Source organism: Streptomyces sp. NPDC096132 (genome assembly GCF_044763345.1).
Lineage (GTDB): Bacteria > Actinomycetota > Actinomycetes > Streptomycetales > Streptomycetaceae > Streptomyces.
In genome coordinates this window covers 71,521-95,499 of record NZ_JBIWGA010000013.1, presented here as the reverse complement: position 1 = coordinate 95,499, position 23,979 = coordinate 71,521, and the positions used below count along the sequence as shown (strand labels likewise).

The following is a 23,979-nucleotide window of genomic DNA, read 5'->3' as shown; positions in this document are numbered from 1 at the left end:
CTGGGATTCAACCAGGTTCGCGGGGGACCGGCGCAGGGACCGCGTCAGCGGGCGTTCTGCGAGGACGGGGAGGTGGTGGGGGCGGAGGTGGTGTCGGGGACGGGTGCGGCGAGCAGACCGGCGCCGGTGACCTCGGGAGCGGTGGGCCAGGAGGTCAGGGCGATCGGCGGGGTCGTACCGAGCGGGCGTATCAGAGGGGACATGGCCGCCGCGCCGGCCACCACGGGGGTGGTGAGCTGGTGCAGCACCGCCTGTTCCAGCTGCCCGGTGGCCGGGGAGGGCACTCCGGGCAGCAGCGGGGCGGACACCTCGGTCGGTGCCGCCGGGGTGCCGAGGAACTGGCCGCCCTGGGCGAGCAGCGGTCCGGTGGCCCGGCGGCGCTGGTTCTCGGGCGTGGCGGAGCCCGAGCCCGGGGTGCGGGCCGGCGTCACATTGCTCCCGCCGGATCCGCCACGCGCGTCCGCGGCGGTGTCGGTGGGGACACCGGTGCTCATGCCGCCGAGGGCGATCGCGGCCAGCGACACCGCACCGGCGGCGACGAAGGCGAACCGCATGCTCCGCGAGCGCTCGCTGTCGTGCCGGTCGCCGCCACGCCCGACGGGGTGGATGCGGAAACCGCGGCCGTCGGCGGGCGGGAGGACGGAGTCGTGCTCACGCGCGGGCACATAGCCGAACGAGAACGGCTCGTCCCGTCTCACTCCGAAGACCCCGTCGCCGAACCCTCCCCCGCCCAGCGGCGTGCCGCCGCCGTCCGGGTCACCTCCTCCGGGGAGTCCCTGGAGTCGGGCCAGGAAGCTCTCGGAGGGGGCGGGCGGTGCCACTTCGGCGAAGACGTTCTTCAGCCGGCGCTGGGCGTCGACCTCGGCCTTGCACTTCGGACAGGTCGCCACATGCGCCAGTACCCGCTCGCGGGTGTCATGACCGAGCTCACCGTCCACCAGGGCGGAGAGCCGGTCTCCCAGATGCTGTTCCGCGAGGAGCCCCTCGGTGGGGTTGCGTCGAGTTCCACTCACGCGGTCGCGCCCCCTCCTCCCAGAGCGGGCACCCGGGCCGCGAAGGAGCGGCGCTCGGCCCGTGCCTTCGGGGAGCGGTGCGCGAGGGCCTTGCGCAGCTGCGAACGGCCCCGGTGGATGCGCGAGCGGACCGTGCCCAGCTTGACTCCGAGGGTCGCGGCGATCTCCTCGTACGACAGTCCTTCGATGTCGCACAGGACGACCGCGGCGCGGAACTCGGGCGCGAGGGTGTCGAGGGCCTGCTGGACGTCCGCGTCGAAGTGGGCGTCGGCGAAGGCCTGCTGCGGGGTGGGCTCCTTGCTGGCCAGCCGCTCGGCCGCGTCCTCGCCGAGCGCGTCGAAGCGGATGCGCTGCTTGCGGCGGACCATGTCCAGGAACAGGTTGGTGGTGATGCGGTGCAGCCAGCCCTCGAAGGTGCCCGGCGTGTATGTCGACAGGGACCGGAAGACACGGACGAAGACCTCCTGCGTGAGGTCCTCCGCGTCGTGCTGGTTGCCGGTGAGACGGTAGGCGAGCCGGTAGACCCGGCCGCTGTGCATGCTGACGATCTCCTCCCAGGTGGGCGGAGTCCACGCCTGCCCGTCCGCGTCGGTGGAGAAGGTCGCGGTCTGGGCGTAGTCGCCGGCGTGACTGTGGTCAGCGGTGTCGTTCACGGATTTCGGCCTGCCCGCTGATCCGAGGAAGCGCCGCAGCACTCCTCCCCGATCCACAGGCGCAGCCGCACCTCCCCTGTCGGCTCTGGTGGTGTCCAGTGGAGCCCCTACCATAGCCACCTCGCCCGTTAGCTCCGGATAAGCGGTTTTACGAGAATTTGATCTGTGCTGATACGGCTCATACGGCTGCGTCAGCACTTGCTCGGACTCTCGCCCCTCGTCGTGATCCAACTGTGTCCCCCGGTCGTCGTTCCCACCCCTTCAAACGACCGGTCCCATCTGCGGGTTCCCGACGGCAACGGATACAGTCACGCCCAGGCAACCACGGGGACAGGAGAGGGTCATTACCGGCAACCGGCAGGCAAGCTGGGCGTTCGCCGACGCCTATGCCGCCGAGGACGACGCGCTGCGCTGGGCCCGTGACCGGGCCCGTGAGGCAGGGCTGCGCTCGGTGTCGCCCAGCACGGGCGCCGCGTTGCGGTTGCTCGCCGCCACCGTGGACGCCAAGGCGGTCGCGGAGATCGGTACCGGCACCGGTGTCTCCGGGATCCACCTGCTGCACGGCATGCGCCCCGACGGCGTCCTGACGACCGTGGATCCGGAACCCGAGCACCAGCAGTTCGCCCGCCAGGCCTTTCGTGCCTGCGGCTTCGCCAGCAACCGGGCCCGTTTCATCCCCGGCCGCGCGCTCGACGTCCTGCCCCGCCTCGCGGACGCCGGCTACGACCTCGTCTTCTGCGACGGCGACCGCCTGGAGTTCCTGGACTATCTCGCTGAATCGTTGCGCCTGCTGCGCCCGGGCGGCCTGGTCGTCTTCGAGGGTGTCTTCGCCAACGGCCGCACGGTCGACTCCGGCCCGCAGCCCACGGAGGTCATACGGATCCGGGAGCTGCTGCGGGCGGTGCGCGAGAGCCAGGAACTGGTGCCGTCCCTGTTGCCCGTGGGGGACGGGCTGCTGTGCGCGGTCAAACGATGACCGTTGGGCCGTACGGGCGAGGCACCACTCCGTCGCCGTAGGACAAAACAACCGCCCCGGCACCCAAGGGGATGCCGGGGCGGCTGAAAGGGTATGGTCGCTTGCGCGTCAGCCGACGACCTTCTTGAGGGCGTCGCCGAGCGCGTCGGCCTCGTCAGGGGTCAGCTCGACGACGAGCCGACCGCCGCCTTCGAGCGGAACGCGCATGACGATGCCCCGCCCCTCCTTGGTCACCTCGAGCGGGCCATCGCCCGTCCGCGGCTTCATGGCCGCCATGCTCGTTCCCCTTCCTGAAACCAGCTCACGTCAAAAGCCGACGGCCCTGGCAGGGCACGCGCGGTCCAGCGTGGGACACGCGACACCGGCATCGAACACATTGCTTCCAAGCCATTATCCCGCATCTCAGGACCCGATGACCAACATCAGTAGGCATCGCTTGGGCAACGCGCGCGAGCAAAACCACTCAATTCGGCGATGTGACTGCGATACTGCGCCGCTACACAGACACCTTCGGTCCGTAAACCCGGTCGAATTCTTTGACGCAGGTCACACGTCGTGTCCGGTCCTCGGACGGTGATCTCCGCCATGCTGTCCTTCGTACACCGGCGTACCGACCAGTAGGACGCCGGAGAGCCGCCACACCGAGGGGATACGCCATGGCCGACACCGTGCTCTACGAGGTGAGCGACGGGCTCGCGACGATCACGCTGAACCGCCCGGAGGCGATGAACGCGCTGAACGTCGCGGCCAAGGTCGCCCTGCGGGACGCGGCACGCGCGGCAGCGGACGACACGGACGTACGGGCGGTGCTGCTGACCGCCGCCGGGGACCGGGCCTTCTGCGTCGGCCAGGACCTCAAGGAGCACATCGGGCTGCTGGCCGAGGGCTCGGGACAGGTCATGAGCACCGTCAAGGAGCACTACAACCCGATCGTCCGGGCGCTGACGGAGGCGGCGAAGCCCGTCGTCGCCGCGGTGAACGGGGTCGCCGCGGGCGCAGGTTTCGGGTTCGCGCTGGCCGCGGACTACCGCGTGGTCGCCGATACGGCGTCCTTCAACACGTCGTTCGCGGGTGTCGCGCTGACCGCCGACTCCGGCGTCTCCTGGACCCTGCCCCGGGTGGTCGGGCCCGGGCGGGCGGCCGATCTGCTGCTCTTCCCGCGCAACATCTCGGCGCAGGAGGCGTACGAGCTGGGGATCGCCAACCGGGTGGTGCCCACCGCGGAGCTGCGGGCCGAGGCCGAGAAGGTGGCGCGGGGGTTGGCCTCGGGGCCGACGGTCGCCTACGCGGCGATCAAGGAAGCCGTTGCGTTCGGGTTCTCGCACTCGCTCTCCGAGACGCTGGAGAAGGAGGACGAGCTGCAGACTCGGGCGGGGGCGTCCGAGGACCACACCATCGCCGTTCGGGCCTTCGTTCAGAAGGAGAAGCCGAAGTACCTGGGCCGTTGAGTCAAGGGGCGCTCCGGCTCACGCAGGTTTCCAGGTGGTCGTTCACCAGGCCGCACGCCTGCATCAGCGCGTACGCCGTCGTCGGCCCGACGAAGCGCAGGCCCCTCTTCTTGAGGGCCTTCGACAGGGCCGTCGACTCGTCCGTCACCGCCGGGACGTCCGACAGTGTCTTCGGGGCCTTGCCCGTGGCCGGGGCGTGGGACCAGATCAGCTCGTCCAGGGCGCCCGGGGTCCAGTCGGCCAGCACGCGCGCGTTGGCGAGGGTCGCGTCGATCTTGGCTCGGTTGCGGATGATGCCGGGGTCGCCGAGGAGGCGCTCGCGGTCCTTGTCCGTGAAGGCGGCCACCGAGGCGATCCTGAAGTCGGCGAAGGCGGTGCGAAAGCCCGGGCGGCGGCGCAGGATGGTGATCCAGGACAGGCCGGACTGGAAGGCCTCCAGGCTGAGGCGCTCGAAGAGCGCGTCGTCGCCGTGGACCGGGCGGCCCCACTCCTCGTCGTGGTACGTCACGTAGTCGGGGGTCGAGAGGGCCCAGGGGCAGCGCAGGGCGCCGTCCGGGCCGGCCACGGCGGTGCCGTCGCTCACTGCTGGTCCTCGGGGGCGGGCTTCTCGAAGGAGACGTGGTGCCCCGGCGAGGTCTGGGCGCCGGCCAGGGCGGACTCCAGGTCGGCGATCCGGGCGTCGCGCTCGGCGAGTTCGGCGGCGAGGCGGTTCAGGGCGTCGTCGACGTCCGCCATGCGGTAGCCGCGGGCGGCGAGCGGGAAGCGCAGGTGGTCGACGTCGGTGCGGTCGACGGGACGGTCCGGGGGCAGCGGGTCGTGCAGCCGCTGCGGCGCCGCCTCGGGCAGCGGGCCGGTGCCCTCGCCGCCGCCCACCACGGCGAGTGTCACCGCGGCGACCACGACGGCGAGCGCGATGACCAGGAACAAGAACATAACCATCGGTGGGTCCCCACGCTCGGTGTACTCGATCTCGAATGTGTGTGGGTCCGATCGTGCCATGAGGGTCCGGCGGTTAGGGTCACTGGCGGCGGATGTGAAGGACGTACCAGGAGAGGTCACAGGCGATGCTCAGGCTGGGCAGGCGTGAATTCGGGGCCCACGAGCCGGTGATCATGGCGATCGTGAACCGGACCCCGGACTCCTTCTACGACCAGGGCGCGACCTTCCGCGACGAGCCGGCGCTCGCCCGCGTGGAGCAGGCGGTGGCGGAGGGTGCCGCCATCATCGACATCGGCGGGGTGAAGGCGGGCCCGGGCGAGGAGGTGACCGCCGAGGAGGAGGCGCGGCGGACCGTCGGGTTCGTGGCCGAGGTGCGGCGGCGGTTCCCGGACGTGATCATCAGCGTGGACACCTGGCGGGCCGAGGTCGGCGAGGCGGTCTGCGAGGCGGGGGCGGATCTGCTGAACGACGCGTGGGGCGGGGTGGATCCCGGGCTCGCGGTGGTGGCCGCACGGTACGGGGTGGGGCTGGTGTGCACGCACGCGGGCGGCGCGGAGCCCCGGACCCGCCCGCACCGGGTGACGTACGACGACGTCATGGCCGACATCCTGCGGGTGACCGTGGGGCTGGCGGAACGGGCGGCGCGGCTGGGGGTGCCGAGGGAGTCGATCCTGATCGACCCGGGGCACGACTTCGGGAAGAGCACCCGGCACAGTCTGGAGGCGACGCGGCGGCTGCCGGAGATGGTGGAGACGGGGTGGCCGGTGCTGGTGTCGCTGTCCAACAAGGACTTCGTCGGCGAGACGCTGGACCGGCCCGTGAAGGAGCGGGTGCTGGGGACGCTGGCGACGACGGCCGTGTCCGCGTGGCTGGGAGCCCAGGTGTACCGGGTGCACGAGGTGGCGGAGACCCGGCAGGTCCTGGACATGGTGGCGTCCATCGCGGGCCACCGCCCACCGGCGGTGGCCCGGCGAGGACTTGCCTGAAGGGTTGCCGCTAGCGGGCCGCCTCCTTCGACACCAGCGCCACGGCCTCGTCCACGTCGTCGGTGACATGGAAGAGGAGGAGGTCCTTCTCGGCTGCCTTGCCCTGGGCGACCAGGGTGTTCTTGAGCCAGTCGACCAGGCCGCCCCAGTAGTCCGTGCCGAAGAGGACGATCGGGAAGCGGGTGACCTTCTGGGTCTGGACGAGGGTGAGCGCCTCGAAGAGTTCGTCCAGGGTGCCGAGGCCGCCGGGCAGGACCACGAAGCCCTGCGCGTACTTCACGAACATCATCTTGCGGACGAAGAAGTACCGGAAGTTGAGGCCGATGTCGACGTAGGGGTTGAGCCCCTGTTCGAAGGGGAGCTCGATGCCGAGGCCGACCGAGATGCCGCCCGCCTCGCAGGCGCCCTTGTTCGCCGCCTCCATCGCGCCCGGGCCACCGCCCGTGATGACCGCCCAGCCGGCGTCGACCAGGCCGCGGCCCAGGCGGACGCCCGCGTCGTACTCGGGAGAGTCGACCGGTGTCCGGGCGGAGCCGAACACGCTGATCGCGGGCGGGAGTTCGGCGAGGGTGCCGAAGCCCTCGATGAACTCCGACTGGATGCGCAGGACGCGCCAGGGGTCGGTGTGCACCCAGTCCGAGGGACCCCCGGCGTCCAGCAGACGCTGGTCGGTCGTGCTCGCGGTGACCTGGCTCCGCCTCCGGAGGACCGGTCCCAGGCGCTGTTCCTCCGGCGGCTGCTTCTTGCCCTCGGGGTTGCCTGTAGCCATATGAGCTCCCTCCGCTTGCGGTCGTTCGTACCTCAGCGTAGATCTACGCGGGTTACATGCGGGGGACGTCGGCGTGTCACGCTCCGGTCAGCCAGGCCCGCAGGCGCTCCTCGCCCGCCAGGATCTTGGCCGTTTCGACCCGTTCGTCCCGCTTGTGTGCCAAGTGCGGGTTGCCGGGGCCGTAGTTGACCGCGGGGATGCCCAGCGAGGAGAAGCGGCTGACGTCGGTCCAGCCGTACTTGGGCATCGGGGTGCCGCCCACCGCCTCGATGAAGGCGGCCGCGGCCGGGTGGGAGAGGCCGGGAAGGGCTCCCGGGCTGTGGTCGTCCACCACGAACTCGGCGACCCCGCAGTCCGCGAAGACCTCCCTGACGTGCGCGATCGCCTCCTCCTCGGTGCGGTCCGGCGCGTACCGGAAGTTGACCGTGACCACGCACTCGTCGGGGATCACGTTGCCCGCCACTCCGCCGGTGATGCCCACCGCGTTCAGGCCCTCGCGGTACTCCAGGCCGTCGATGACGGGCCATCGCGGCTGGTACGACGCGAGGCGGGCCAGGATCGGGGCCGCCGCGTGGATCGCGTTCGAGCCCATCCAGCCGCGTGCCGAGTGGGCCCGCTCGCCGGAGGTCTTCAGCAGCACGCGCAGGGTGCCCTGGCAGCCGCCCTCGACCTGGCCGTCCGACGGCTCCAGCAGGACCGCGAAGTCGCCCGCGAGCCACTCCGGGTGGGCCTCGGCGACATGCTTGAGGCCGTTGAGGTCGGCGGCGACCTCCTCGTTGTCGTAGAACACGAAGGTGAGGTCGCGGTTGGGGGCCGGGACCGTCGCGGCGACACGGAGCTGGACCGCGACCCCCGCCTTCATGTCGCAGGTGCCGCAGCCCCACAGGACCCCGTCCTCGTCCAGGCGCGAGGGGACGTTGCCGGCGATCGGGACGGTGTCGATGTGGCCGGCGAGGATCACCCGCTCCGGGCGGCCCAGGCGGGTACGGGCGATCACGTTGTTGCCGTAGCGGTCCACCGTGAGGTGCGGCAGGGTGTGCAGGGCGGTCTCGATCGCGTCCGCGAGGGGCTTCTCGGTGCCGCTCTCAGAGGGGAAGTCGACGAGCTGCGCGGTGAGGGCGGCGGCGTCCAGCGTGAGATCAAGAGGGGTGTCGGCCATGCGGTCGACCCTAACGCGCCAGATGACCGTCGCGCTTTTCACAGCCTTGCGCAGCCGTCTCCTCCGCCTCCGTACTCTCCAGTACCTTGTACGCGTGCCAGAGCCGTCCCCCTCCCCCAAGCGCCGCGGCCGCCGCCTCCTCCGTTTCGGGGCGGCCTGCGTGGTCCTGTCCGCCGTCGCGGGCTACGTCGTGGTCCAGTACGTCACCGGCGGAGCCGACGATCCCGGCTGCAGAGTCGTTTCCGGCACGGCGGACGGGACGGCGTACGAGTTCACGCCGGAGCAGGCGGTCAACGCCGCGACGATCGCGGCCGTCGGCACCGACCGGGACATGCCCGAGCGGGCCGTGGCCATCGCGCTGGCGACCGCCATCCAGGAGTCGGGGCTGCGCAACCTCGCCCACGGCGACCGTGATTCGCTCGGCCTGTTCCAGCAGCGTCCCTCGCAGGGCTGGGGCACGGTGAAGCAGGTCACGGACCCGGCGTACGCGGCGGACATCTTCTACGAGCACCTCGCCAAGGTGCCCGACTACACCGAGCTCCCGCTCACCGTCGCCGCGCAGCGCGTGCAGCGCAGCGGCTACCCGGAGGCGTACGCCAAGCACGAGTCGGACGCCGTGCTGCTGGCCGCCGCGCTCACCGGTACCTCGGCGGCCACGCTGACCTGCGACGGACGCGTGGCCACCGCGACGAGCACGGGCCCGGCCGCGGTGCGTGCGGCGCTCGTACGGGACTTCGGGCGGGACGCGCTGGAGGAGGACTCGCAGGCGAAGGACGCCGAGAAGACGTCCGCCTCGGCCGACGACGACGTCCCCGCCGCCGAGACGAACGGGCGGACCGTGACACTGCCGGTGTCCCGGGAGACGACCGCCGCCGGGCGCAGCGTCCGTGAGCGGGGCTGGCAGCTGGCGCACTGGGCGGTGGCCAACGCCTCTGCGCTGCACATCGAGCGGGTCTCGTACGCGGGCCGGGAGTGGACGGCCGGGAACACCGACAGCCAGTGGCGGGCGGCGGGCTCCAGCAGCACGGAGGCCGCCGGGGCGTCGGGGTCGGGCGGCGGCACGGGCAGCGTACGGATCGTCACCGGGCAGTAGTACGGGTCCTCACCCGGTCGAGTGAGGGGCGGGGTGGTACGCCGGCGGGGTGCTCAGGTTTTCGCGCCGTCACCCCCGTGGGCGGCGAAGGCCTTGGGAACAAAGGGCTCCGGAGGTGGTGCGGGCCTGCCCGCCGGACGGGTTTCGCCCATTTTTATCCACAACCGATAATGCGACGCATTGCCAACTCTTTACGTTGGGCGTCCGCAACCTTCGCGGGCTTCGAGCGGTAGTCACTGCGTCCGGGCCCGGACAGACAGTCGCAGTACTTGTTCTCTGTTCTCTCCCGTCGAAGGAGCATCATGTCCCTCCCCCTGACCCGCCGGATCGCCCGTGCCGCGCTGCTCGTCGCTGCGGGAGCGGCCGCCGGGGTCGGTGCGGCCGGCTCCGCCAGTGCGGCCCCCTCCACCCTGCCCGCCACCCCGAACCTCGGTGGGCTGACCGCCCTGGACGGGGCGAACGTCGGCAACACGGTCGACGGCGCGGCGCAGAGCGCCACCGGGCTCGCGGGTGAAGCCGGCGGCAAGGCGGTCAAGCAGACGGTGCCGGCCGCGGGCAAGACCGGCGGCAAGGCCGTGAAGAAGGCCACGCCCGCGGTGCAGAAGGCGGCCGGCGAGGCCGCCGGGTCCGCCGGGTCCGTCGTCGGGGACACCGCCAAGTCGGCCACCAAGGGCGGACTGCCGACGGACGGCCTAGCCAAGGGCGGACTGCCGGGCGGCGGCAACACCCTGAAGGGTCTGCCGATCGGCTGACCCGCCTCCGGTGACACACGGCGACGGGGCCCAGGGAGAGTTCCTGGGCCCCGTCGCCGTGTGTCTCGGCACGTCTACCGGGCGAGCCTCTTCACCGCTGCCGCGATCCGCTCGTCCGTCGCCGTGAGGGCCACCCGGACGAAGGCGTCGCCCGCCTCGCCGTAGAAGTCGCCCGGGGCCACGAGGATGCCCAGCTCGGCCAGGTGGGCCACGGTGTCCCAACAGGACTCGTCCCGGGTCGCCCAGAGGTAGAGGCTGGCCTCGCTGTGCTCGATGCGGAAGCCGTGGTCGACCAGCGCCTCGCGGAGGACGGTACGGCGGGCCGCGTACCGCTCGCGCTGCTCGTGGACATGGGCGTCGTCGCCCAGGGCCGCCACGACGGCCGCCTGGGTCGGGGCCGACGTCATCATGCCGCCGTGCTTGCGGATCTCCAGGAGCGGCGCGAGGACCGCCGGGTCGCCGGCCAGGAAGGCGGCGCGGTAGCCCGCGAGGTTCGAGCGCTTGGAGAGGGAGTGGACCGCGACGATGCCCTCGTACGAGCCGCCGTTCACGTCCGGGTGCAGGACCGAGACGGGGTCGGCCTCCCAGCCCAGTTCGAGGTAGCACTCGTCGGAGAAGACGAGGACGCCGTGCTCACGGGCCCAGGCGACGATCCGCGTGAGCTCCGCCTTGGACAGGACCTTGCCGGTCGGGTTCGAGGGGGAGTTCAGCCAGAGGAGCTTCAGGCCCTCGGGGTCGAGCTCCGTGGGGTCGTCGTAGACCTCGTAGTCCGCGCGCGCCAGGCGGGCGCCGACCTCGTACGTCGGGTAGGCCAGACGGGGGTACGCCACCCGGTCGCCGGGGCCCAGGCCCAGCTGGGTCGGGAGCCAGGCGACGAGTTCCTTCGAGCCGACGATCGGCAGGACGTGCCGGTGGGTGACCTCGCGGGCGCCCAGCCGGCGCTCGAGCCAGCCGGTGATCGCGTCACGCAGCGCCGGGGTGCCCCAGACCGTCGGGTAGCCCGGGGAGTCCGCCGCGTCGACCAGGGCCTTCTGGATCAGCTCGGGGACCGGGTCGACCGGGGTGCCGACGGAGAGGTCGACGATGCCGTCCGGATGCGAGGCGGCCTTCTTCTTGTACGGCTCCAGCTTGTCCCAGGGGAATGTGGGCAGACGGTCGGAGACTGCGGACACGGGTTCTGGCTCACTTTCTCGTACGGACTTTCTCGTACGGACGGCAAACGCCCCGGTCCCGCATGGCCGACAGAACTCATCAGGCCGTACGGGACCGAGGCGGCACGGTGGGTGCGGGCCGCTGATGCGGTTACTCGGCCTGCGGCGGCAGCGCGGCGACGAACGGGTGGTCCCGCTCGATCAGCCCGAGCTTGCTGGCGCCACCGGGCGAGCCGAGCTCGTCGAAGAACTCGACGTTCGCCTTGTAGTAGTCCTTCCACTCCTCCGGAGTGTCGTCCTCGTAGAAGATCGCCTCGACCGGGCAGACCGGCTCACAGGCGCCGCAGTCGACGCATTCGTCCGGGTGGATGTACAAGGACCGCTGGCCCTCGTAGATGCAGTCGACCGGGCACTCCTCGATGCACGCCTTGTCCTTCACGTCGACACAAGGCTGCGCGATGACGTAGGTCACGCTGTCGTTCCTCCTCGATAGGGCGCTGGCGGGCCTCCTCAGGCCCTGCCGCCTGGCGCGCGGGAGCGCGGCGTCGTCGATGCCCGCCCCTAGTATCTCCGTTCTTGGGCATGATCCGAACAGGAGGGGTGGACCGACCTGTGGAAATCTCGGCCTACGGACGCCTCGAGGTCCGTGTCACCGCTGCTGACGTGGGCAAACGCGTCTCCGTGCGGTGTTTGAGCGGCACTGGAGTCACGGAGGGGAAATTCACCGACACGGTGGGTGTTCTCACATCATGGGACGACGGTGTGCTGGTGATCACACGGAAGAGCGGGGAGAGCGTCCGGATTGACGAGTCCTCGCTGGTCGCCGGAAAGGTCGTCCCGGCCGCCCCGGCCCGCCGCCGGGGGCCCGCCGCCACCTACGAGGAGCTGGCCCGCGTCTCCTCCCGGGCCTGGCGGCCCGTGGAGAGCGAGCGGCTCGGTGAGTGGGAGCTGCGGGCCGCGGCCGGGTTCACCCGCCGCGCCAACTCCGTACTGCCGCTCGGTGACCCCGGCCTGCCGCTCGACGAGGCCCTCGATGCCGTACGACGCTGGTACGCGCCGCGCGGTCTGCCCGCCTATGTACAGACCGCTACCGGCGCCGAGGGCACCCAGGAAATGCTCTGCGCCGAACTGGAGCGGCGCGGCTGGGTGCGCGAGGTGACCGCGGAACTGTGGATCGGGGCGCTGGCGCCGATCGCCGACCGGGCGGACGCTGAGGGTGTGGTGACGGCCCGGGAGGCCGACGAGGCGTGGCTGGCCCGGTATCAGCGCAAGGGGGTGAGCGAGGTGGCCCTGAAGGTGCTGGGGAGCGGCCCGTCGGTGTGGTTCGCGTCGATACCCGGTGCGGCCGGTGCGGCTGGTGCAGCCGGTGCAGCCGGTGCAGCCGGTGCAGCCGGTGCAGCCGGTGCAGCCGGTGCAGCCGGTGCAGCCGACGCTACCGACCTGGCCGGTGCGGCTGGCGCGACCGACGTGGCCAGTGCGGCCGACCCGTCTGGTGCGGCCGACCCGTCTGGCGTGGCCTACCCGTCTGGCGTGGCCTACCCGTCCGGCGTGGCCTACCCGTCCGGCGCGACCGGCACGGCCGGCATAGCCACCCCGGCCGACGTGGCTGGCCCGGTTGGCATGACCGGCCCTGCCGACGTGGCTGGCCCGGCCGGCACGCCCGGCCCGGCCGGCATCCCCGCTCCGGCCGGTCTGCCCGGCTCGGTCGGCCCCTCCGCCTCCTCCGGTGGTGGGCTCGCCGCCATTGGGCGGTGTGTCGTGGACGGGCGGTGGGCCGGTTTCGCCGCCGTGGAGGTCGATCCGGCGCATCGGCGCACGGGGCTGGCCACGACCGTGATGGCCGCGTTGGCCCGCAAGGCGCTGGACGAGGGCGCCTCGGCCGCCTGGCTGCAGGTCGAGGAGGAGAACGCGGGGGCTCGGGCGCTGTACGCCGGGATGGGCTTCTCGGCGCACCACGCCTACCACCACTACCGGGAACCGTCGTGAGCGCGTACGACGCCGCAGAGGTGCGGCGGCTGTTCGCCGAGGAGGCGCGGTCCGAGCGGCCCGATCTGTCCCTGCTGTGCCTGCTGGTGGGCGCGGCGGCGGATCCGCAGCTGGACGAGGCCGGGCTGGACGCCGCGCAGGCGGAGCTCGACCGGCTGGCCGGGGAGCTGCCGTACCGGCCCGGCGGGCCGCGGGCCTGGGCGGTGGCCCTGCGGGAGCTGCTGGGCGGACGGTACGGCTTCCACGGCTCCGCCGCCGACTATCAGCGGCTGGAGTCCTCCCTCCTGCACCAGGTGCTGCTACGGCGGCGAGGGCTGCCGATCCTGCTGTCGGTGGTGTGGGTGGAGGTGGCCCGGCGAGCGGGGGCGCCGGTGTACGGGGTCGCGCTGCCGGGGCACTTCGTGGTGGGCTTCGGGCCACCGGAGGACATCGAGCGCCAGGTGCTGGTCGATCCGTTCGACGGGGGGCGGGTGCTGACGGTCGGCGACGCGGAACTGCTGGTCGCCGGGGCGACCGGGGCCCGGCTGGAGCCGTCGATGCTGACGCCGGCCGAGCCGATGGAGGTGGTGACGCGGATCCTCAACAACATCCGGTCCTGGGCGGCGGCTCGGCCGGAGCGGTCGGATGTCGGGCTGTGGGCGGTGGAGTTGTCGCTGCTCATCCCCTCGCATCCGGCTCGGTTGCGGTACGAGAGGGGGAAGTTGCTCGTTCAGCGGGGGGACTTCATCGGCGGGGCGACCGAGTTGGAGGAGTACGCGTCGTTGGTGGAAGTGGTGGATGAGCCCGCCGCCGAGAAGGTTCGGGAGCAGGCTCAGGCGGCGCGAGCGATGTTGAACTGAGGCCGTCCGGCACGGCCTCGCGCCGCTGGGTTGGCTACAGCCAGCCTTTCTCTCTGGCGATCCGTACCGCCTCCGCCCTGTTCCTCGCCGCCAGTTTCTGGATCGCCGTCGACAGGTAGTTGCGGACCGTGCCCTGGGACAGGTGCAGGTGTTTCGCCAATTCCGCGTTGGTCGAGCCGTCGGCCGCTGCCCGCAGGATCTCCCGTTCGCGGTCCGTCAGGGGGTTGGCCCCCTCCGCCAGGGCCGCTGCCGCCAGGGTCGGGTCGATGACCCGCTCCCCCGCCAGCACCTTCCGTACCGCCTCGGCCAGTTGGGCGGCCGGGGCGTCCTTGACCAGGAACGCGTCGGCGCCCGCCTCCATGGCGCTGCGCAGATAGCCGGGTCGGCCGAAGGTCGTGAGGACGACCAGTTTCAGGCCCGGGAGTTCCCTGTTGAGCTGGGCAGCCGCCTCGAGGCCGGTCGCGCCCGGCATCTCGATGTCGAGGAGGGCCACGTCGATGTCGTGGGCACGGGCGGCCGCGAGGACCTCGTCGCCGCGGGCCACCTGGGCGACCACCTCGATGTCGTCCTCCAGGCCGAGGAGGGCCGCCAGTGCCTCGCGGACCATCGACTGGTCCTCCGCCAGGAGGACCTTGATCGTGCCGTCACTCATGGCGGGATCCTACGTCCGGGGTGGTGCCCGCCGGGACGCGGGCGACCAGGCGGAAACCGCGTCCGCCCCGGCCCGCCTCCAGGGTGCCGCCCGCCTTCTCCAGACGTTCGGTGAGGCCGGTGAGGCCGTTGCCCGGGCCCTTGCCGGAGCCGCCGGAGCCGTCGTCCTCGACGGAGAGCTCCAGGACGGGACCGTCGAGGGTCTGGCGTCTGACGAGGTCCACCGTGCAGCGGTCGGCCCCGCTGTGCCGTACGACGTTGGTGATCGCCTCGCGCAGGGCCCAGGCGAGGGCGGACTCGCTCTCCTGGGGGACGCCGTCGAGGTCGGGTTCGGCGGGGACCTCCGCGGTGATGCCGGCAGCCGTCAACGCGACCTGGGTGCCGGCGAGTTCGGCGGCGAGGCGGGGGCGCCGGTAGCCGGTGACGGCCTCGCGGACGTCGACCAGCGCCTGGCGGCTGACCTGTTCGATGTCGGCGACCTGCTGGGCCGCCTTCTCGGGGTGCGCGGGGAGCATCCGGCCCGCCAGTTCGCTCTTCAGGGTGATCAGCGAGAGCGAGTGTCCCAGTAGGTCGTGCAGGTCCCTCGCCAGACGCAACCGCTCCTCGTTCGCGGCCAGTTGGGCGACCGTCGCCCGGGCCTTGCGCAACTCCATGGTCGTACGGACGAGTTGGACCACGCCCGTCATCGCGAACCCGATGAGCAGCACCAGCAGGAGCAGGTCGGCCGCTTCCTCCTCACCGGCGCGGAGGCCGACGATCATCATCGAGGCGGCGGTGGCCGGGATGGCCCAGTAGGCCGCCCGCAGGGGGAGGGCGACCCCGCAGGCGACGGAGACGTAGCAGAACAGGCCCAGCCAGGCGGAGCCCAGGGTGAGGCAGAGGAGGGTGGCGAGACCGGCCAGGGCGGCGATCAGGCTGCCGACGAGTCCGGGCGGGTAGGGCGCCGCCCCCATGTTCCGGAACAGGAGGGAGAGGTAGACGGCGACGAACACCCCCAGGCCCAGCCAGCCTCCCGCCGTGCCGCCGGCGGTGTGGCTGCCGGTGACCAGGTCGTGAACCGGCGAGCTGAGGAAGACCAGCCAGATGCCGATCCACAGGACCTTGCGCCGCAGCAGTTCCCTTCGGTTGCGGGCCGGCTGGCCGAGCAGGAGCGGCGGTCCCTGCCGGGCCTCCTGGGACAGCGGGTCGTCCGTCATGGCACTCACGCCTTCAGCGTGTCCTTCCGGTACAGCCAGGCCGCGCCGCCCGTGAACAGGGCGAAGAAGACGGCCAGGATGACGATGTCCTCGGCATGCGGGGCCCGGCTCTGTTCGATGGCCTGCCCCAGGGCAGCGTACGCGTGGGTGGGCACCCACTTGGCTATGTCCTGCAGCCACTGCGGGAAGGTCGTCGTGGGCATCCACAGGCCGCCCAGGATCGACAGCCCGAAGTAGGTGATCATCGTGATCGGCCGGACCGCGTCCCCGCTGGCGAGATAGCCGATCGCGACGCCCAGGGCGGCGAAGACGAGGCTGCCGGCCCAGATCGCGCCGGTGAGCGCGAGCCACTGCCAGGCGTCCAGCCGTACCCCCTTCACGGCCGCGGCCACGGCGAAGACGACGACGATGGACGGGAGGCTGACGACGGCCGCGCTCGCGGTCTTGGCGAGGACATACCCATGACCCGGGAGCGTGGTCAGCCGCAACTGCCGCACCCAGCCGCTCTCGCGCTCCTTGGCGATCCGCTCGCTGTTGCCCATCAGCACGGCCGTGAGGGCGCCGAAGGAGGCCATCGAGACCATCATGTAGGTCGGCAGGGTCAGACCGGTGCCGTCGACCTTCTCGGTGGCGTCGGCGCTGCCCGCGATCAGCAGGAACAGGACCGACGGGTAGATCACCGAGAAGAACAGGAACTTGCGGTTGCGCAGGGCGCGGGTGAGTTCCAGCCGGATGAGGCTTCGCGAGGCGAGCGTGTTCACTTGGTCTTCGCCTCCTCGGCGGCGGTGATCGCGACGAACGCCTGCTCCAGACCGAGCCCGGCGACTTCGAGGTTGCGGGGGTAGACGCCCAGGCCGTAGAGCGCGTGGACGGTGGCGTCGGCGTCGGAGGACTGGATGCGGACCGTGCGGCCCGCTATGTCGAGGGAGGTCAGGAAGGGCAGCGCGCGCAGTGCGGTCTCGTCGATCCGGTCCTCCGCCAGGTCGAAGGAGACCCTCCGCGCCCCGGCCTTCGCCTTGATCTCGGCCGCGGTGCCGTCGGCCAGCAGCCGGCCCCGGTGCAGGACCAGGACCCGGTCGGCGATGGCGTCGGCCTCCTCCAGGTAGTGCGTGGCGAACAGGACAGTACGGCCCTGGTCGGCCTGCTCGCGCATGGTGGCCCAGAACCCCTGGCGGGTGGTGACGTCCATGCCGGTGGTGGGCTCGTCCAGGACGATCAGGTCGCTGTCGCCGGCCGTGGCGAGCGCGAAGCGGACGCGCTGGGCCTGGCCGCCGGAGAGTTTGTTGACCTTGCGGCCCGCTATCGGTGCGACGCCCGCGCGGGCCAGCACGTCGGAGACCTGGTAGGGCCTGGGGTGCAGGGAGCAGGCCAGCCCGACCAGCTCGGCGACCGTGACCTCGTCCATCAGTCCGCCGCTCTGCAGCATGGCGCCCACCCGGCCGGCGACGATCGCCTCACGCGGGCTGGTGCCGAAGACGCGGACCGAGCCGCCGTCGGCCTGCTTGAGGCCGAGCAGCAGGTCCAGGGTGGTGGACTTGCCGGCGCCGTTGGGCCCCAGCAGGGCCACGGTCTCCCCGGGGTGCAGCGCGAGCGTCAGTCCGTCCACGGCCCGCACGTCCCCGTAGCTCTTGCTCACCCGGTCGAAGCCGACCACGGGTGCTGTCATCGTCGTCATGACAGCGATCGTCGCCCGGCGGGCCCGCCCGGCGGCAGTGCCGGACGTCCACAGTGCCGCATGACAGATGTCATGCGGCACGGCTGTCATGCGGCACGGCTGTCATGCGGCGCGGCTGTCATGCGGCACGGCGAAGGGGGCGCCCCGCGGGACGCCCCCTTCACTGTTTTGCGACCGTCAGCTCGGGTCGGTCTCGATGACCGCCGTGCGGTCCGTGGTGCTCTTCAGGGCCGGGCGCAGGGCGCCGATGACGTCCTGGACGGTGACGGCGGTCTTCTGGCCGGTGCCACGGGTGATCAGGACGCCGTCGAAGGTGCCGCCGTACAGCTCCTTCAGCGCTTCCTGGTCGTAGCTCTCCACCAGCTTGCCGTCGATGGCCTTGACCCCGAGGAACTTCCACAGGGAGTTCTTCGGGCTGAACTCGATGGACTGGGCGGTGCCCTCGGCCTCGATCTTGACGTTTCCGGACATCGCCGGTTCGGCGAACTCCTTCATCATCCGGTCGACCTCGGCGTCGGTGATCGTCGGCTGCTTGGTCGTGGTGGGGACCTTCACCGCGCTGGTCGAGCCCGACTCCACCTGGGTGCGGTACGCCGCCACGACGGCGTCCTCGGCCTTCGCCGCGTCGATGCCCTTGCCCGCCTTGCCGTAGACGGCGACGGCCTTGCCCGACTCGAACTTGATCGTGCCGTCGGTGGCCGAGCCGGAGCCGCCCGCCGCGCTCTCCAGGGCGGCCTGCAGCTTCTCCTCGTCGACCGGCATCTCGGGCTGGACCTCGCGCTGCTGCCCGAACAGCGAGCCGATCACGGAGACCGGGTTGTAGTCGCTCTTCGCGGCGTCGTCGACCGTGGCCTGGATGTCGAACTGCAGGCCCGCCTGGTCCGGCTTGAGGGAGACGGTGTCGCCGTCGACGGACAGCTTCAGCGTCTGCGCCGACCGCTTGTCGAAGGCGTCGCCGAGCTTCTTGACGGCGTCGTCGCGGGTGCCGCCGCCGATGTCGACGCCGAGGACGGTGGTGCCCTTGGGCACGTCGGAGTGGTTCATCAGCAGCCCGGCACCGTAGACGCCGACGCCGCCGAGGACGAGCACTCCGCCGAGCAGGACCAGCTTGCTGCGGCCCTTCTTCTTCGCCTTCTTGGAACCCGCGGACGCCTTCTGCGCGGCCGGCGCGGGCGCCTTGGGCTGGGTCTGCGCCCCCGGTCCGCCGCTCTGCGCGCCGCCGGGCGCGAAGGGCGCGCCGGGGCCGCCCTGACCGCCGGCGGGGACGACCGGGATGCCGCTGGTGACGGTGTGCCCGGAGACGTTGTCGGCGGGACGGCCGTAGCCGCCCGGGCCCGGCTCGGGGGCCGGCTTCTGCGGAGTGAGGATCGCGGTGTCGTCGCTCAGACCGCCACCGGGGAGCCTGCCCGTGCCGGGGCCGGTCCCGGGAGCCGCGCCACGGGGGCCACCGGGACCCGCCGGGCCACCGGGACGGCCGTACCCGCCTGGGCCTGTGGGGCCACCCTGGGTGCCGGGGGCGCCGGGGACGCCGGGGACGCCGGGGGCACCGGGGGCACCGGGGGCGCCGATCGCCGGGCCGGCCGCGCCCTGCGTCACCGGGGGCACCATCGGGCCGTCGCCGGTGACCGGGCCGCCGGTCGGTCCTGCGGGGCCCTGCGGGCCGCCTCGGCCGTGGGAGCCGGTGGGGTCGTCCGGGCCGTTGAAGTCGTGCCGGTTGCCGGGACCGGCCGGGGCGTTGAAGTCGTGCAGGCCGCCGGGGCCCGCCGGAGTGCCGCCCTGGCCGTTCGTCCCGGAGAAGCCGTTCTGGTCGCCGCGGCCGTTGTCCGAGAAGTACGGCAGCTCGTCGCGGCGCGCTTCGGCACCGCCGCCCTGGCCGGGGGTCTGCCCCGGTCGGGGGGTGCCGAGCGGGCCCGCGGCCAGCGCCTCGGTCACGTCGAAGGAACCGGTGCCGCCGCCGTGCCCGGGAGCCACCGGGCCGCCGGTGGCGCCGGGGAGCCCCGCGCCGTTGGTGCCGCCCGGGCGGGAGCCGCCCGGCGCGCTCATGGAACCGACCACACCACCGGGCCGACCGGCACCCGGACGCGCACCGCCGGCACCGGGACGCGCGCCACCGGCACCCGGAGCACCCGCAGCGGCCGGAGCACCCGGAGCACCGGCTCCGCCCGCACCCGCGGCCGAAGCGCCCGGAATCCCCGCCCCGTTGGTGGAGCCGCCGCCCTGACCGCCCTTGGGGGCGCCGGACTTGCGCGGGGCGAACCAGTCGCTGGTCTTCTCCTCGGCTGCGGGCGCGGGTTCCGCGGGCGCCTCGAAGGTGCCCGTGTCGGACCCGGTGGAGCCCGTGGGGCCGGCGGGGCCCGTGGGGCCCGTGGAGGTTCTCGGCTGCGCGTGGGTACCGGTGTCGTCACCCTCGGAGTCCGCGACGGGCTTGCGCACGACGACCGGCGGAATGGGCCGCGATCCGGGGATGTTGATCCGGATCCGGGTCGTCAGCGTGGTCTCGGTCTTGCGTTCCTCCGGCTGGTCGGCCGAACGGCCCGCGTCCGCACCGCTGTCGGACACCACGGGAATTCCGTACGGCGGCGTACCCGAGGGGTACGCGGCCCCTCCGCGCCCGTTGGGCCCGGAGGACGGAGTGTCAGTTTCACGACTCAAGGCAGGTTCTCCAGGTTGGCTCCGCCGCCCGCCACGACCTCACGGGCAGCTCGGCGGCGCGCACCACCATACTGGCCACTTCTGGCCCGTATCCCACGACCGCCGTTGAAACCCACACGGGACTCGCACGCTCGCGCCATGGCGAAGTGGTACGTCACTTGCCAAGTCGGACGTCTGGACCGAGCGGTTGCCGCCCCAAACCCAGAGTGGCGCAGATCACAGCAAGAGCCATGCCGCCGAGCAGGAAGAGGTAGGAGCCGCCTGCCGCGCCGAACACGAAGTCGCCTTCGGGTCGTCCGGCGGTGCACAGGATCACGGCCACCATCCAGCCCGCGGCGGGGGCGACGGCTCCGGCACGGCTGCGGACGGCCTGTGCCCCGCCGAGGAACAGCCCGGCCGCGCCGGCGAGCGCGAGCAGCAGCCCGCCCGGGAACCAGCCGGCCTGCACGAGCGCACCGGCCAGGCCGGTGACCGCGCCGAGGAGCAGGAGCCCGGCATAGGCGGCGATCCGTCCTCCGGAGGGCCGCCGGAGGGGCTGGGCGAGCATCGAACCGGGACCGGACATCACGCGACCTCCTCGACACCCGCGAACAGGTCGGTCTCCCGCTCGGAGGACCGATCCGGCCGTACGCCCCGCACCAACTCGTAGTACTCGGTGGTGAGGAGGGGCTGCGCCAGCTCGTTGGAGAGCGCGAAGTACCGCTCGCCCGGGGCGACCTCGATCTGGGTGGCGTGCGCGCGCATCGCGGCGGCCTTCGCGGTCGCGTACGCGGTGCCGTCGATCGCGGTGGTGATCCGCTCGTCGTCCACGACACCGGGTACGTCGGTGACGGCGGCGCTCTTGGTGAAGGGCAGCCCCGGCAGTTCCTCGCGGAGCCGGGCGAAGGCGGCCTCGGCGACGGAGCGCGGGACGCGGTTGTAGTAGACCTTGGGGACCGCCCATCCGGCCCTGCCCGCGAGCTCGACGGCGCGCACGGCGACGCGGTGGGCCTGGATGTGGTCGGGGTGGCCGTAGCCGCCGTTGTCGTCGTAGGCGACGACGACGTGCGGGCGTACCTCCAGGATCACCTCGGCCAGCGGGGCGGCGGCCTCGTCGAGGTCCGCCTGCCAGAAGCAGTCGGGGTCGTCGTTGTCCGGGATGCCCATCATCCCGGAGTCGCCGTACCGGCCCACGCCGCCGAGCAGCCGGAAGTCACCGACGCCCAGTTCGGCCATGGCGTCGGTGAGCTCGCGCAGGCGGTGTTCGCCCAGGGCGGCACCGGTCAGATGGCGCAGATGCGGCGGGATGACCTCGCCACGCTCCCCGAGGGTGCAGGTGACCAGGGTCACACGGGCACCCTCGGCCGCGTACCGGGCCATGGTCGCGCCGTTGTTGATCGACTCGTCGTCCGGGTGCGCGTGCACCAGCAGCAGACGCCGGCCGGGCAGTTCCGTCATGGGCCCACCCTACGAGGCAGGACTACCTCGGCCGCGCAGGGGCAGACGCAGGGACGGCACGCGTCAGAACTTGATGCTGCCGATCATGCTCGCCACGCTCGTCGTCAGGTCGCTGATGGTGGGCGCGACCGTCGAAGAGGCGAGGTAGAAGCCGAGCAGGATGCAGACGACCGCGTGACCGCCCTTCAGTCCTGACTTCTTGATCAACAAGAAGACGATGATCGCCAGCAGCACCACCGCCGAAATCGAGAGTGCCACGGCGGCTCACCTCCAAGAACCCGGGAACGTGGGGGCAGAACAGAACGAGGGAACTTGTAAATCCATACAACTGCCAGCAGGTTCATACCCACAGTGCGCTAGTGATCATAACTATGAGTACGTGCGCATCTCTCGGCGCACAGCCGCACAAGGGGGCGCATGGCCAATATGGTCAGGGGATGACGACCGAGTCCGACTCCTTCCCCCGCCGGCACGCCCGCACCCAGCGTTTCACGCTCGGCGCGCCGCGTTCGTTCACGGTGGCCCCCGACGGCTCCCGGGTCGCGTTCCTGCGCTCCGGCTCCGGCACGGACCGCGCAGGCGCCCTGTGGGTCCTCGATCCGGCGGACGGCACGGAGCGCGTGGTCGCCGACCCGCGCGCCCTCCTGGGAGGCACCGCGGAGGATCTCTCGCCCGAGGAGCGGGCGCGCCGTGAGCGCAGCCGCGAGGGCGGCGCCGGGATCGTCGGCTACGCCACCGACGAGTCCGTCGAGTTGGCGTCTTTCTCCTTGTCAGGGCGGCTTTTCGCGGCCGAGCTGCGGGCCGGTACGGCCCGGGAACTCCCGGTCCCGGGACCGGTGGTCGATCCCCGTCCGTCCCCCGACGGGCGGCTCGTCGCGTATGTCGCCGCAGGCGCGCTGCGGGTCGTGGGGGCCGAGGGCGAGGGCGACCGGGCGGTGGCGGTGCCGGATTCCGACACGGTTTCCTATGGATTGGCCGAGTTCATCGCCGCCGAGGAGATGGGGCGTTCGCGGGGCTTCTGGTGGGCTCCGGAGTCGGATCGGCTGCTGGTGGCGCGGGTGGACGACACGCCGGTGGAGCGCTGGTGGATCTCCGATCCGGCACAGCCGAAACGTGACCCACAACACGTGCCGTATCCAGCTGCTGGGACGGCCAACGCGGACGTACGGCTGTTCGTGTTCGGCCTCGACGGGGTGCGCACGGAGGTCGTCTGGGACCGGGTTCGCTACCCGTATCTGGCACGAGTGCACTGGTCAGGGGCGGGGGCGCCACTGCTTCTGGTGCAGGCGCGCGATCAGCGCAGCCAGCTGTTCCTGGCCGTGGACACCGACTCCGGAGTCACCCGGATGGTGCACGCGGACGAAGATCCGATTTGGCTGGATCTTTTCCCTGGAGTGCCGTGCTGGAGCCCCTCGGGACAGCTGGTCCGGATCGCGGACGAGGGCGGCGCCCGGGTCCTCGCGGTGGGCGAACGGCCGCTGACCGGGGCGCAGTTGCACGTGCGGGCGGTGCTGGACGTGACGGCCGACGACGTGCTGGTCTCGGCGTCGGCCGGGGAGGAGGCCGAGGAGCCGGAGATCGGCGAGGTGCACGTCTACCGCGTCAACGAACTCGGGGTGGAACGCGTCTCCCAGGAGCCGGGCGTGCACTCGGCGGTGCGCGCCGGGGGCGTGACCGTGCTGGTGTCGGCGACGCCGGACCGACCGGGGAGTCTGGCGCGGGTCCTGCGCGACGGAAAACTGACGGCGACTGTCCGCTCGTATGCGGAAGATCCCGGTCTGTCCCCGCGCGTGACACTCACCGAAGGGGGCGCACGACGCATCCCGTGCGCCGTGCTTATGCCTACGGACTACCCCAGTGACACCTCGCACCCCTCGGCACCCCTGCTGCCCGTCCTGCTCGACCCCTACGGCGGCCCGCACGGCCCCCGGGTCCTGGCCGCGCACAACGCGCACCTCACCTCGCAGTGGTTCGCCGACCAGGGCTTCGCGGTGGTCGTCGCCGACGGACGCGGCACCCCGGGCCGCTCCCCCGGCTGGGAGAAGGCGATCCACCACGACCTCACGGTCAGCCTCGACGACCAGATCGACGCCCTCCAGGACCTCGCGAAGCGGTACCCCCTGGACCTGAGCCGGGTGGCGATCCGCGGCTGGTCCTACGGGGGCTGGCTGGCGGGCCTCGCGGTGCTGCGCCGCCCGGACGTCTTCCACGCGGGCATCGCGGGCGCCCCGGTGACCGACTGGCGCCTGTACGACACCCACTACACCGAGCGCTACCTCGGCGACCCGGCGGCGAACCCGCAGGCGTACGCGAAGAGTTCGCTCGTCACCGACGAGGGGCTCTCCGCGCCCGCCGAGCCGCACCGGCCGCTGATGGTCGTGCACGGCCTGGCCGACGACAACGTGGTCGTCGCGCACGCCCTGCGGCTGTCCTCCGCGCTGCTCGCGGCCGGCCGCCCGCACGAGGTGCTGCCGCTGTCGGGCGTCACGCACATGACCCCGCAGGAGCAGGTCGCGGAGAACCTGCTGCTGCTCCAGGTGGACTTCCTGAAGCGTTCACTGGGGCTCGCCCCGCTCGCTTAGACAAAGCAACGGGCAAAGAGAC

The 23,979-nt window shown here is 72.1% G+C and carries 25 protein-coding genes; 8 read left to right on the top strand and 17 right to left on the bottom strand.

Annotated elements, in window-relative coordinates:
- Positions 1-44: 44 nt before the first annotated feature.
- Both ACIRF9_RS28815 and sigE read right to left on the bottom strand, forming a co-directional pair.
- Positions 45-1,013: an anti-sigma factor family protein gene (locus tag ACIRF9_RS28815; RefSeq protein ID WP_403827919.1), complete on the bottom strand. Its 969-nt coding sequence runs from the start codon at positions 1,011-1,013 to the stop codon at positions 45-47.
- Entirely contained in the window at positions 1,010-1,708 is a 699-nt protein-coding gene (gene sigE, locus ACIRF9_RS28810; protein ID WP_403828249.1) for an RNA polymerase sigma factor SigE, read from the bottom strand. Before sigE ends, ACIRF9_RS28815 begins: the two co-directional genes overlap by 4 nt.
- Before the next feature lie 235 nt (positions 1,709-1,943).
- Between sigE and ACIRF9_RS28805 the strand changes: the two genes are divergently transcribed.
- Positions 1,944-2,642 (top strand): O-methyltransferase, encoded by a 699-nt coding sequence (locus ACIRF9_RS28805; RefSeq protein WP_403828247.1) that lies wholly within the window; start codon positions 1,944-1,946, stop codon positions 2,640-2,642.
- A 108-nt stretch (positions 2,643-2,750) separates the two neighbouring features.
- Here the strand turns inward: ACIRF9_RS28805 and ACIRF9_RS28800 are convergent, their stop codons facing one another.
- Positions 2,751-2,918: a DUF3117 domain-containing protein gene (locus ACIRF9_RS28800; protein ID WP_003966491.1), complete on the bottom strand. Its 168-nt coding sequence runs from the start codon at positions 2,916-2,918 to the stop codon at positions 2,751-2,753.
- Between the two features lie 380 nt (positions 2,919-3,298).
- On the opposite strand from ACIRF9_RS28800, the gene ACIRF9_RS28795 reads away from it, so the two are divergent.
- Positions 3,299-4,090, top strand: coding sequence for an enoyl-CoA hydratase/isomerase family protein (locus ACIRF9_RS28795; RefSeq protein WP_403827917.1), 792 nt, complete (start codon positions 3,299-3,301; stop codon positions 4,088-4,090).
- A gap of 1 nt (position 4,091) precedes the next feature.
- Here the strand turns inward: ACIRF9_RS28795 and ACIRF9_RS28790 are convergent, their stop codons facing one another.
- Together ACIRF9_RS28790 and ACIRF9_RS28785 are read right to left on the bottom strand one after the other, a co-directional pair.
- Entirely contained in the window at positions 4,092-4,673 is a 582-nt protein-coding gene (locus ACIRF9_RS28790) for a DNA-3-methyladenine glycosylase I (protein WP_403827915.1), read from the bottom strand.
- Positions 4,670-5,023 carry a DivIVA domain-containing protein gene (locus ACIRF9_RS28785; RefSeq protein WP_403828245.1) on the bottom strand — a complete coding sequence of 118 codons (354 nt, stop codon included), beginning with the start codon at positions 5,021-5,023 and terminating at the stop codon, positions 4,670-4,672. Before ACIRF9_RS28785 ends, ACIRF9_RS28790 begins: the two co-directional genes overlap by 4 nt.
- 131 nt (positions 5,024-5,154) lie before the next feature.
- Here ACIRF9_RS28785 and folP point away from each other — a divergent pair, with 131 nt between their 5' ends.
- Positions 5,155-6,015 carry a dihydropteroate synthase gene (gene folP, locus ACIRF9_RS28780; RefSeq protein WP_403827913.1) on the top strand — a complete coding sequence of 287 codons (861 nt, stop codon included), beginning with the start codon at positions 5,155-5,157 and terminating at the stop codon, positions 6,013-6,015.
- 10 nt (positions 6,016-6,025) lie between these two features.
- Here the strand turns inward: folP and ACIRF9_RS28775 are convergent, their stop codons facing one another.
- Positions 6,026-6,784: a TIGR00730 family Rossman fold protein gene (locus tag ACIRF9_RS28775; protein WP_403827911.1), complete on the bottom strand. Its 759-nt coding sequence runs from the start codon at positions 6,782-6,784 to the stop codon at positions 6,026-6,028.
- Positions 6,785-6,860: 76 nt separating this feature from the next.
- Entirely contained in the window at positions 6,861-7,943 is a 1,083-nt protein-coding gene (gene dapE, locus ACIRF9_RS28770; RefSeq protein WP_403827909.1) for a succinyl-diaminopimelate desuccinylase, read from the bottom strand.
- Positions 7,944-8,037: 94 nt separating this feature from the next.
- Between dapE and ACIRF9_RS28765 the strand changes: the two genes are divergently transcribed.
- Positions 8,038-9,036, top strand: coding sequence for a heavy metal transporter (locus tag ACIRF9_RS28765; RefSeq protein ID WP_403827907.1), 999 nt, complete (start codon positions 8,038-8,040; stop codon positions 9,034-9,036).
- A gap of 302 nt (positions 9,037-9,338) precedes the next feature.
- The gene (locus tag ACIRF9_RS28760) at positions 9,339-9,788 is read left to right on the top strand and encodes an ATP-binding protein (RefSeq protein ID WP_403827906.1); all 450 of its coding nucleotides are present in this window, start codon (positions 9,339-9,341) and stop codon (positions 9,786-9,788) included.
- 74 nt (positions 9,789-9,862) lie between these two features.
- Here ACIRF9_RS28760 and ACIRF9_RS28755 read toward each other — a convergent pair whose 3' ends face one another.
- The gene (locus ACIRF9_RS28755; RefSeq protein ID WP_403827904.1) at positions 9,863-10,960 is read right to left on the bottom strand and encodes a bifunctional succinyldiaminopimelate transaminase/glutamate-prephenate aminotransferase; all 1,098 of its coding nucleotides are present in this window, start codon (positions 10,958-10,960) and stop codon (positions 9,863-9,865) included.
- Positions 10,961-11,090: 130 nt separating this feature from the next.
- Entirely contained in the window at positions 11,091-11,411 is a 321-nt protein-coding gene (gene fdxA, locus ACIRF9_RS28750; RefSeq protein ID WP_007495984.1) for a ferredoxin, read from the bottom strand.
- A 296-nt stretch (positions 11,412-11,707) separates the two neighbouring features.
- Between fdxA and ACIRF9_RS28745 the strand changes: the two genes are divergently transcribed.
- On the top strand, positions 11,708-12,925 hold the full coding sequence (locus ACIRF9_RS28745) for a GNAT family N-acetyltransferase (RefSeq protein WP_403827902.1): 1,218 nt from the start codon (positions 11,708-11,710) through the stop codon (positions 12,923-12,925).
- On the top strand, positions 12,922-13,764 hold the full coding sequence (locus ACIRF9_RS28740; protein WP_403827900.1) for a tetratricopeptide repeat protein: 843 nt from the start codon (positions 12,922-12,924) through the stop codon (positions 13,762-13,764). Before ACIRF9_RS28745 ends, ACIRF9_RS28740 begins: the two co-directional genes overlap by 4 nt.
- Positions 13,765-13,798: 34 nt before the next feature.
- On the opposite strand, the gene ACIRF9_RS28735 is transcribed toward ACIRF9_RS28740, so the two are convergent.
- The 8 genes from ACIRF9_RS28735 to ACIRF9_RS28700 all read right to left on the bottom strand — a co-directional run bounded on the left by ACIRF9_RS28735 (position 13,799) and on the right by ACIRF9_RS28700 (position 21,633).
- Positions 13,799-14,416 carry a response regulator gene (locus ACIRF9_RS28735; protein ID WP_403827898.1) on the bottom strand — a complete coding sequence of 206 codons (618 nt, stop codon included), beginning with the start codon at positions 14,414-14,416 and terminating at the stop codon, positions 13,799-13,801.
- Positions 14,409-15,611, bottom strand: coding sequence for a sensor histidine kinase (locus tag ACIRF9_RS28730; protein ID WP_403828243.1), 1,203 nt, complete (start codon positions 15,609-15,611; stop codon positions 14,409-14,411). The genes ACIRF9_RS28735 and ACIRF9_RS28730 overlap by 8 nt, the downstream gene beginning before the upstream one ends.
- 5 nt (positions 15,612-15,616) lie before the next feature.
- Positions 15,617-16,372: an ABC transporter permease gene (locus ACIRF9_RS28725; protein WP_403827896.1), complete on the bottom strand. Its 756-nt coding sequence runs from the start codon at positions 16,370-16,372 to the stop codon at positions 15,617-15,619.
- Positions 16,369-17,286 carry an ABC transporter ATP-binding protein gene (locus ACIRF9_RS28720; protein ID WP_403827894.1) on the bottom strand — a complete coding sequence of 306 codons (918 nt, stop codon included), beginning with the start codon at positions 17,284-17,286 and terminating at the stop codon, positions 16,369-16,371. The genes ACIRF9_RS28725 and ACIRF9_RS28720 overlap by 4 nt, the downstream gene beginning before the upstream one ends.
- 177 nt (positions 17,287-17,463) lie before the next feature.
- Complete coding sequence (locus ACIRF9_RS28715) at positions 17,464-19,938, bottom strand: hypothetical protein (protein ID WP_403827892.1); 2,475 nt, start codon at positions 19,936-19,938, stop codon at positions 17,464-17,466.
- 154 nt (positions 19,939-20,092) lie between these two features.
- Positions 20,093-20,503, bottom strand: a complete 411-nt coding sequence (locus ACIRF9_RS28710) for a DUF6113 family protein (protein WP_403827890.1) — start codon at positions 20,501-20,503, stop codon at positions 20,093-20,095.
- On the bottom strand, positions 20,503-21,375 hold the full coding sequence (mshB, locus tag ACIRF9_RS28705; protein WP_403827888.1) for an N-acetyl-1-D-myo-inositol-2-amino-2-deoxy-alpha-D-glucopyranoside deacetylase: 873 nt from the start codon (positions 21,373-21,375) through the stop codon (positions 20,503-20,505). Before mshB ends, ACIRF9_RS28710 begins: the two co-directional genes overlap by 1 nt.
- Before the next feature lie 63 nt (positions 21,376-21,438).
- Complete coding sequence (locus ACIRF9_RS28700; protein WP_189934182.1) at positions 21,439-21,633, bottom strand: hypothetical protein; 195 nt, start codon at positions 21,631-21,633, stop codon at positions 21,439-21,441.
- Positions 21,634-21,812: 179 nt separating this feature from the next.
- On the opposite strand from ACIRF9_RS28700, the gene ACIRF9_RS28695 reads away from it, so the two are divergent.
- A complete protein-coding gene (locus tag ACIRF9_RS28695; protein WP_403827885.1) occupies positions 21,813-23,957 on the top strand; it encodes a prolyl oligopeptidase family serine peptidase in 2,145 nt (714 codons plus the stop codon).
- Positions 23,958-23,979 lie beyond the last annotated feature (22 nt).

Bases quoted from the DNA above. Each gene is read 5' to 3' on its own strand.
- ACIRF9_RS28800 (WP_003966491.1), bottom strand. From the start codon at position 2,918: ATGGCGGCCATGAAGCCGCGGACGGGCGATGGCCCGCTCGAGGTGACC.
- ACIRF9_RS28795 (WP_403827917.1), top strand. From the start codon at position 3,299: ATGGCCGACACCGTGCTCTACGAGGTGAGCGACGGGCTCGCGACGATC.
- ACIRF9_RS28785 (WP_403828245.1), bottom strand. From the start codon at position 5,023: ATGTTCTTGTTCCTGGTCATCGCGCTCGCCGTCGTGGTCGCCGCGGTG.
- folP (WP_403827913.1), top strand. From the start codon at position 5,155: ATGCTCAGGCTGGGCAGGCGTGAATTCGGGGCCCACGAGCCGGTGATC.
- ACIRF9_RS28775 (WP_403827911.1), bottom strand. From the start codon at position 6,784: ATGGCTACAGGCAACCCCGAGGGCAAGAAGCAGCCGCCGGAGGAACAG.
- dapE (WP_403827909.1), bottom strand. From the start codon at position 7,943: ATGGCCGACACCCCTCTTGATCTCACGCTGGACGCCGCCGCCCTCACC.
- ACIRF9_RS28760 (WP_403827906.1), top strand. From the start codon at position 9,339: ATGTCCCTCCCCCTGACCCGCCGGATCGCCCGTGCCGCGCTGCTCGTC.
- ACIRF9_RS28735 (WP_403827898.1), bottom strand. From the start codon at position 14,416: ATGAGTGACGGCACGATCAAGGTCCTCCTGGCGGAGGACCAGTCGATG.
- ACIRF9_RS28730 (WP_403828243.1), bottom strand. From the start codon at position 15,611: ATGACGGACGACCCGCTGTCCCAGGAGGCCCGGCAGGGACCGCCGCTC.
- ACIRF9_RS28720 (WP_403827894.1), bottom strand. From the start codon at position 17,286: ATGACGACGATGACAGCACCCGTGGTCGGCTTCGACCGGGTGAGCAAG.
- ACIRF9_RS28710 (WP_403827890.1), bottom strand. From the start codon at position 20,503: ATGTCCGGTCCCGGTTCGATGCTCGCCCAGCCCCTCCGGCGGCCCTCC.
- mshB (WP_403827888.1), bottom strand. From the start codon at position 21,375: ATGACGGAACTGCCCGGCCGGCGTCTGCTGCTGGTGCACGCGCACCCG.
- ACIRF9_RS28695 (WP_403827885.1), top strand. From the start codon at position 21,813: ATGACGACCGAGTCCGACTCCTTCCCCCGCCGGCACGCCCGCACCCAG.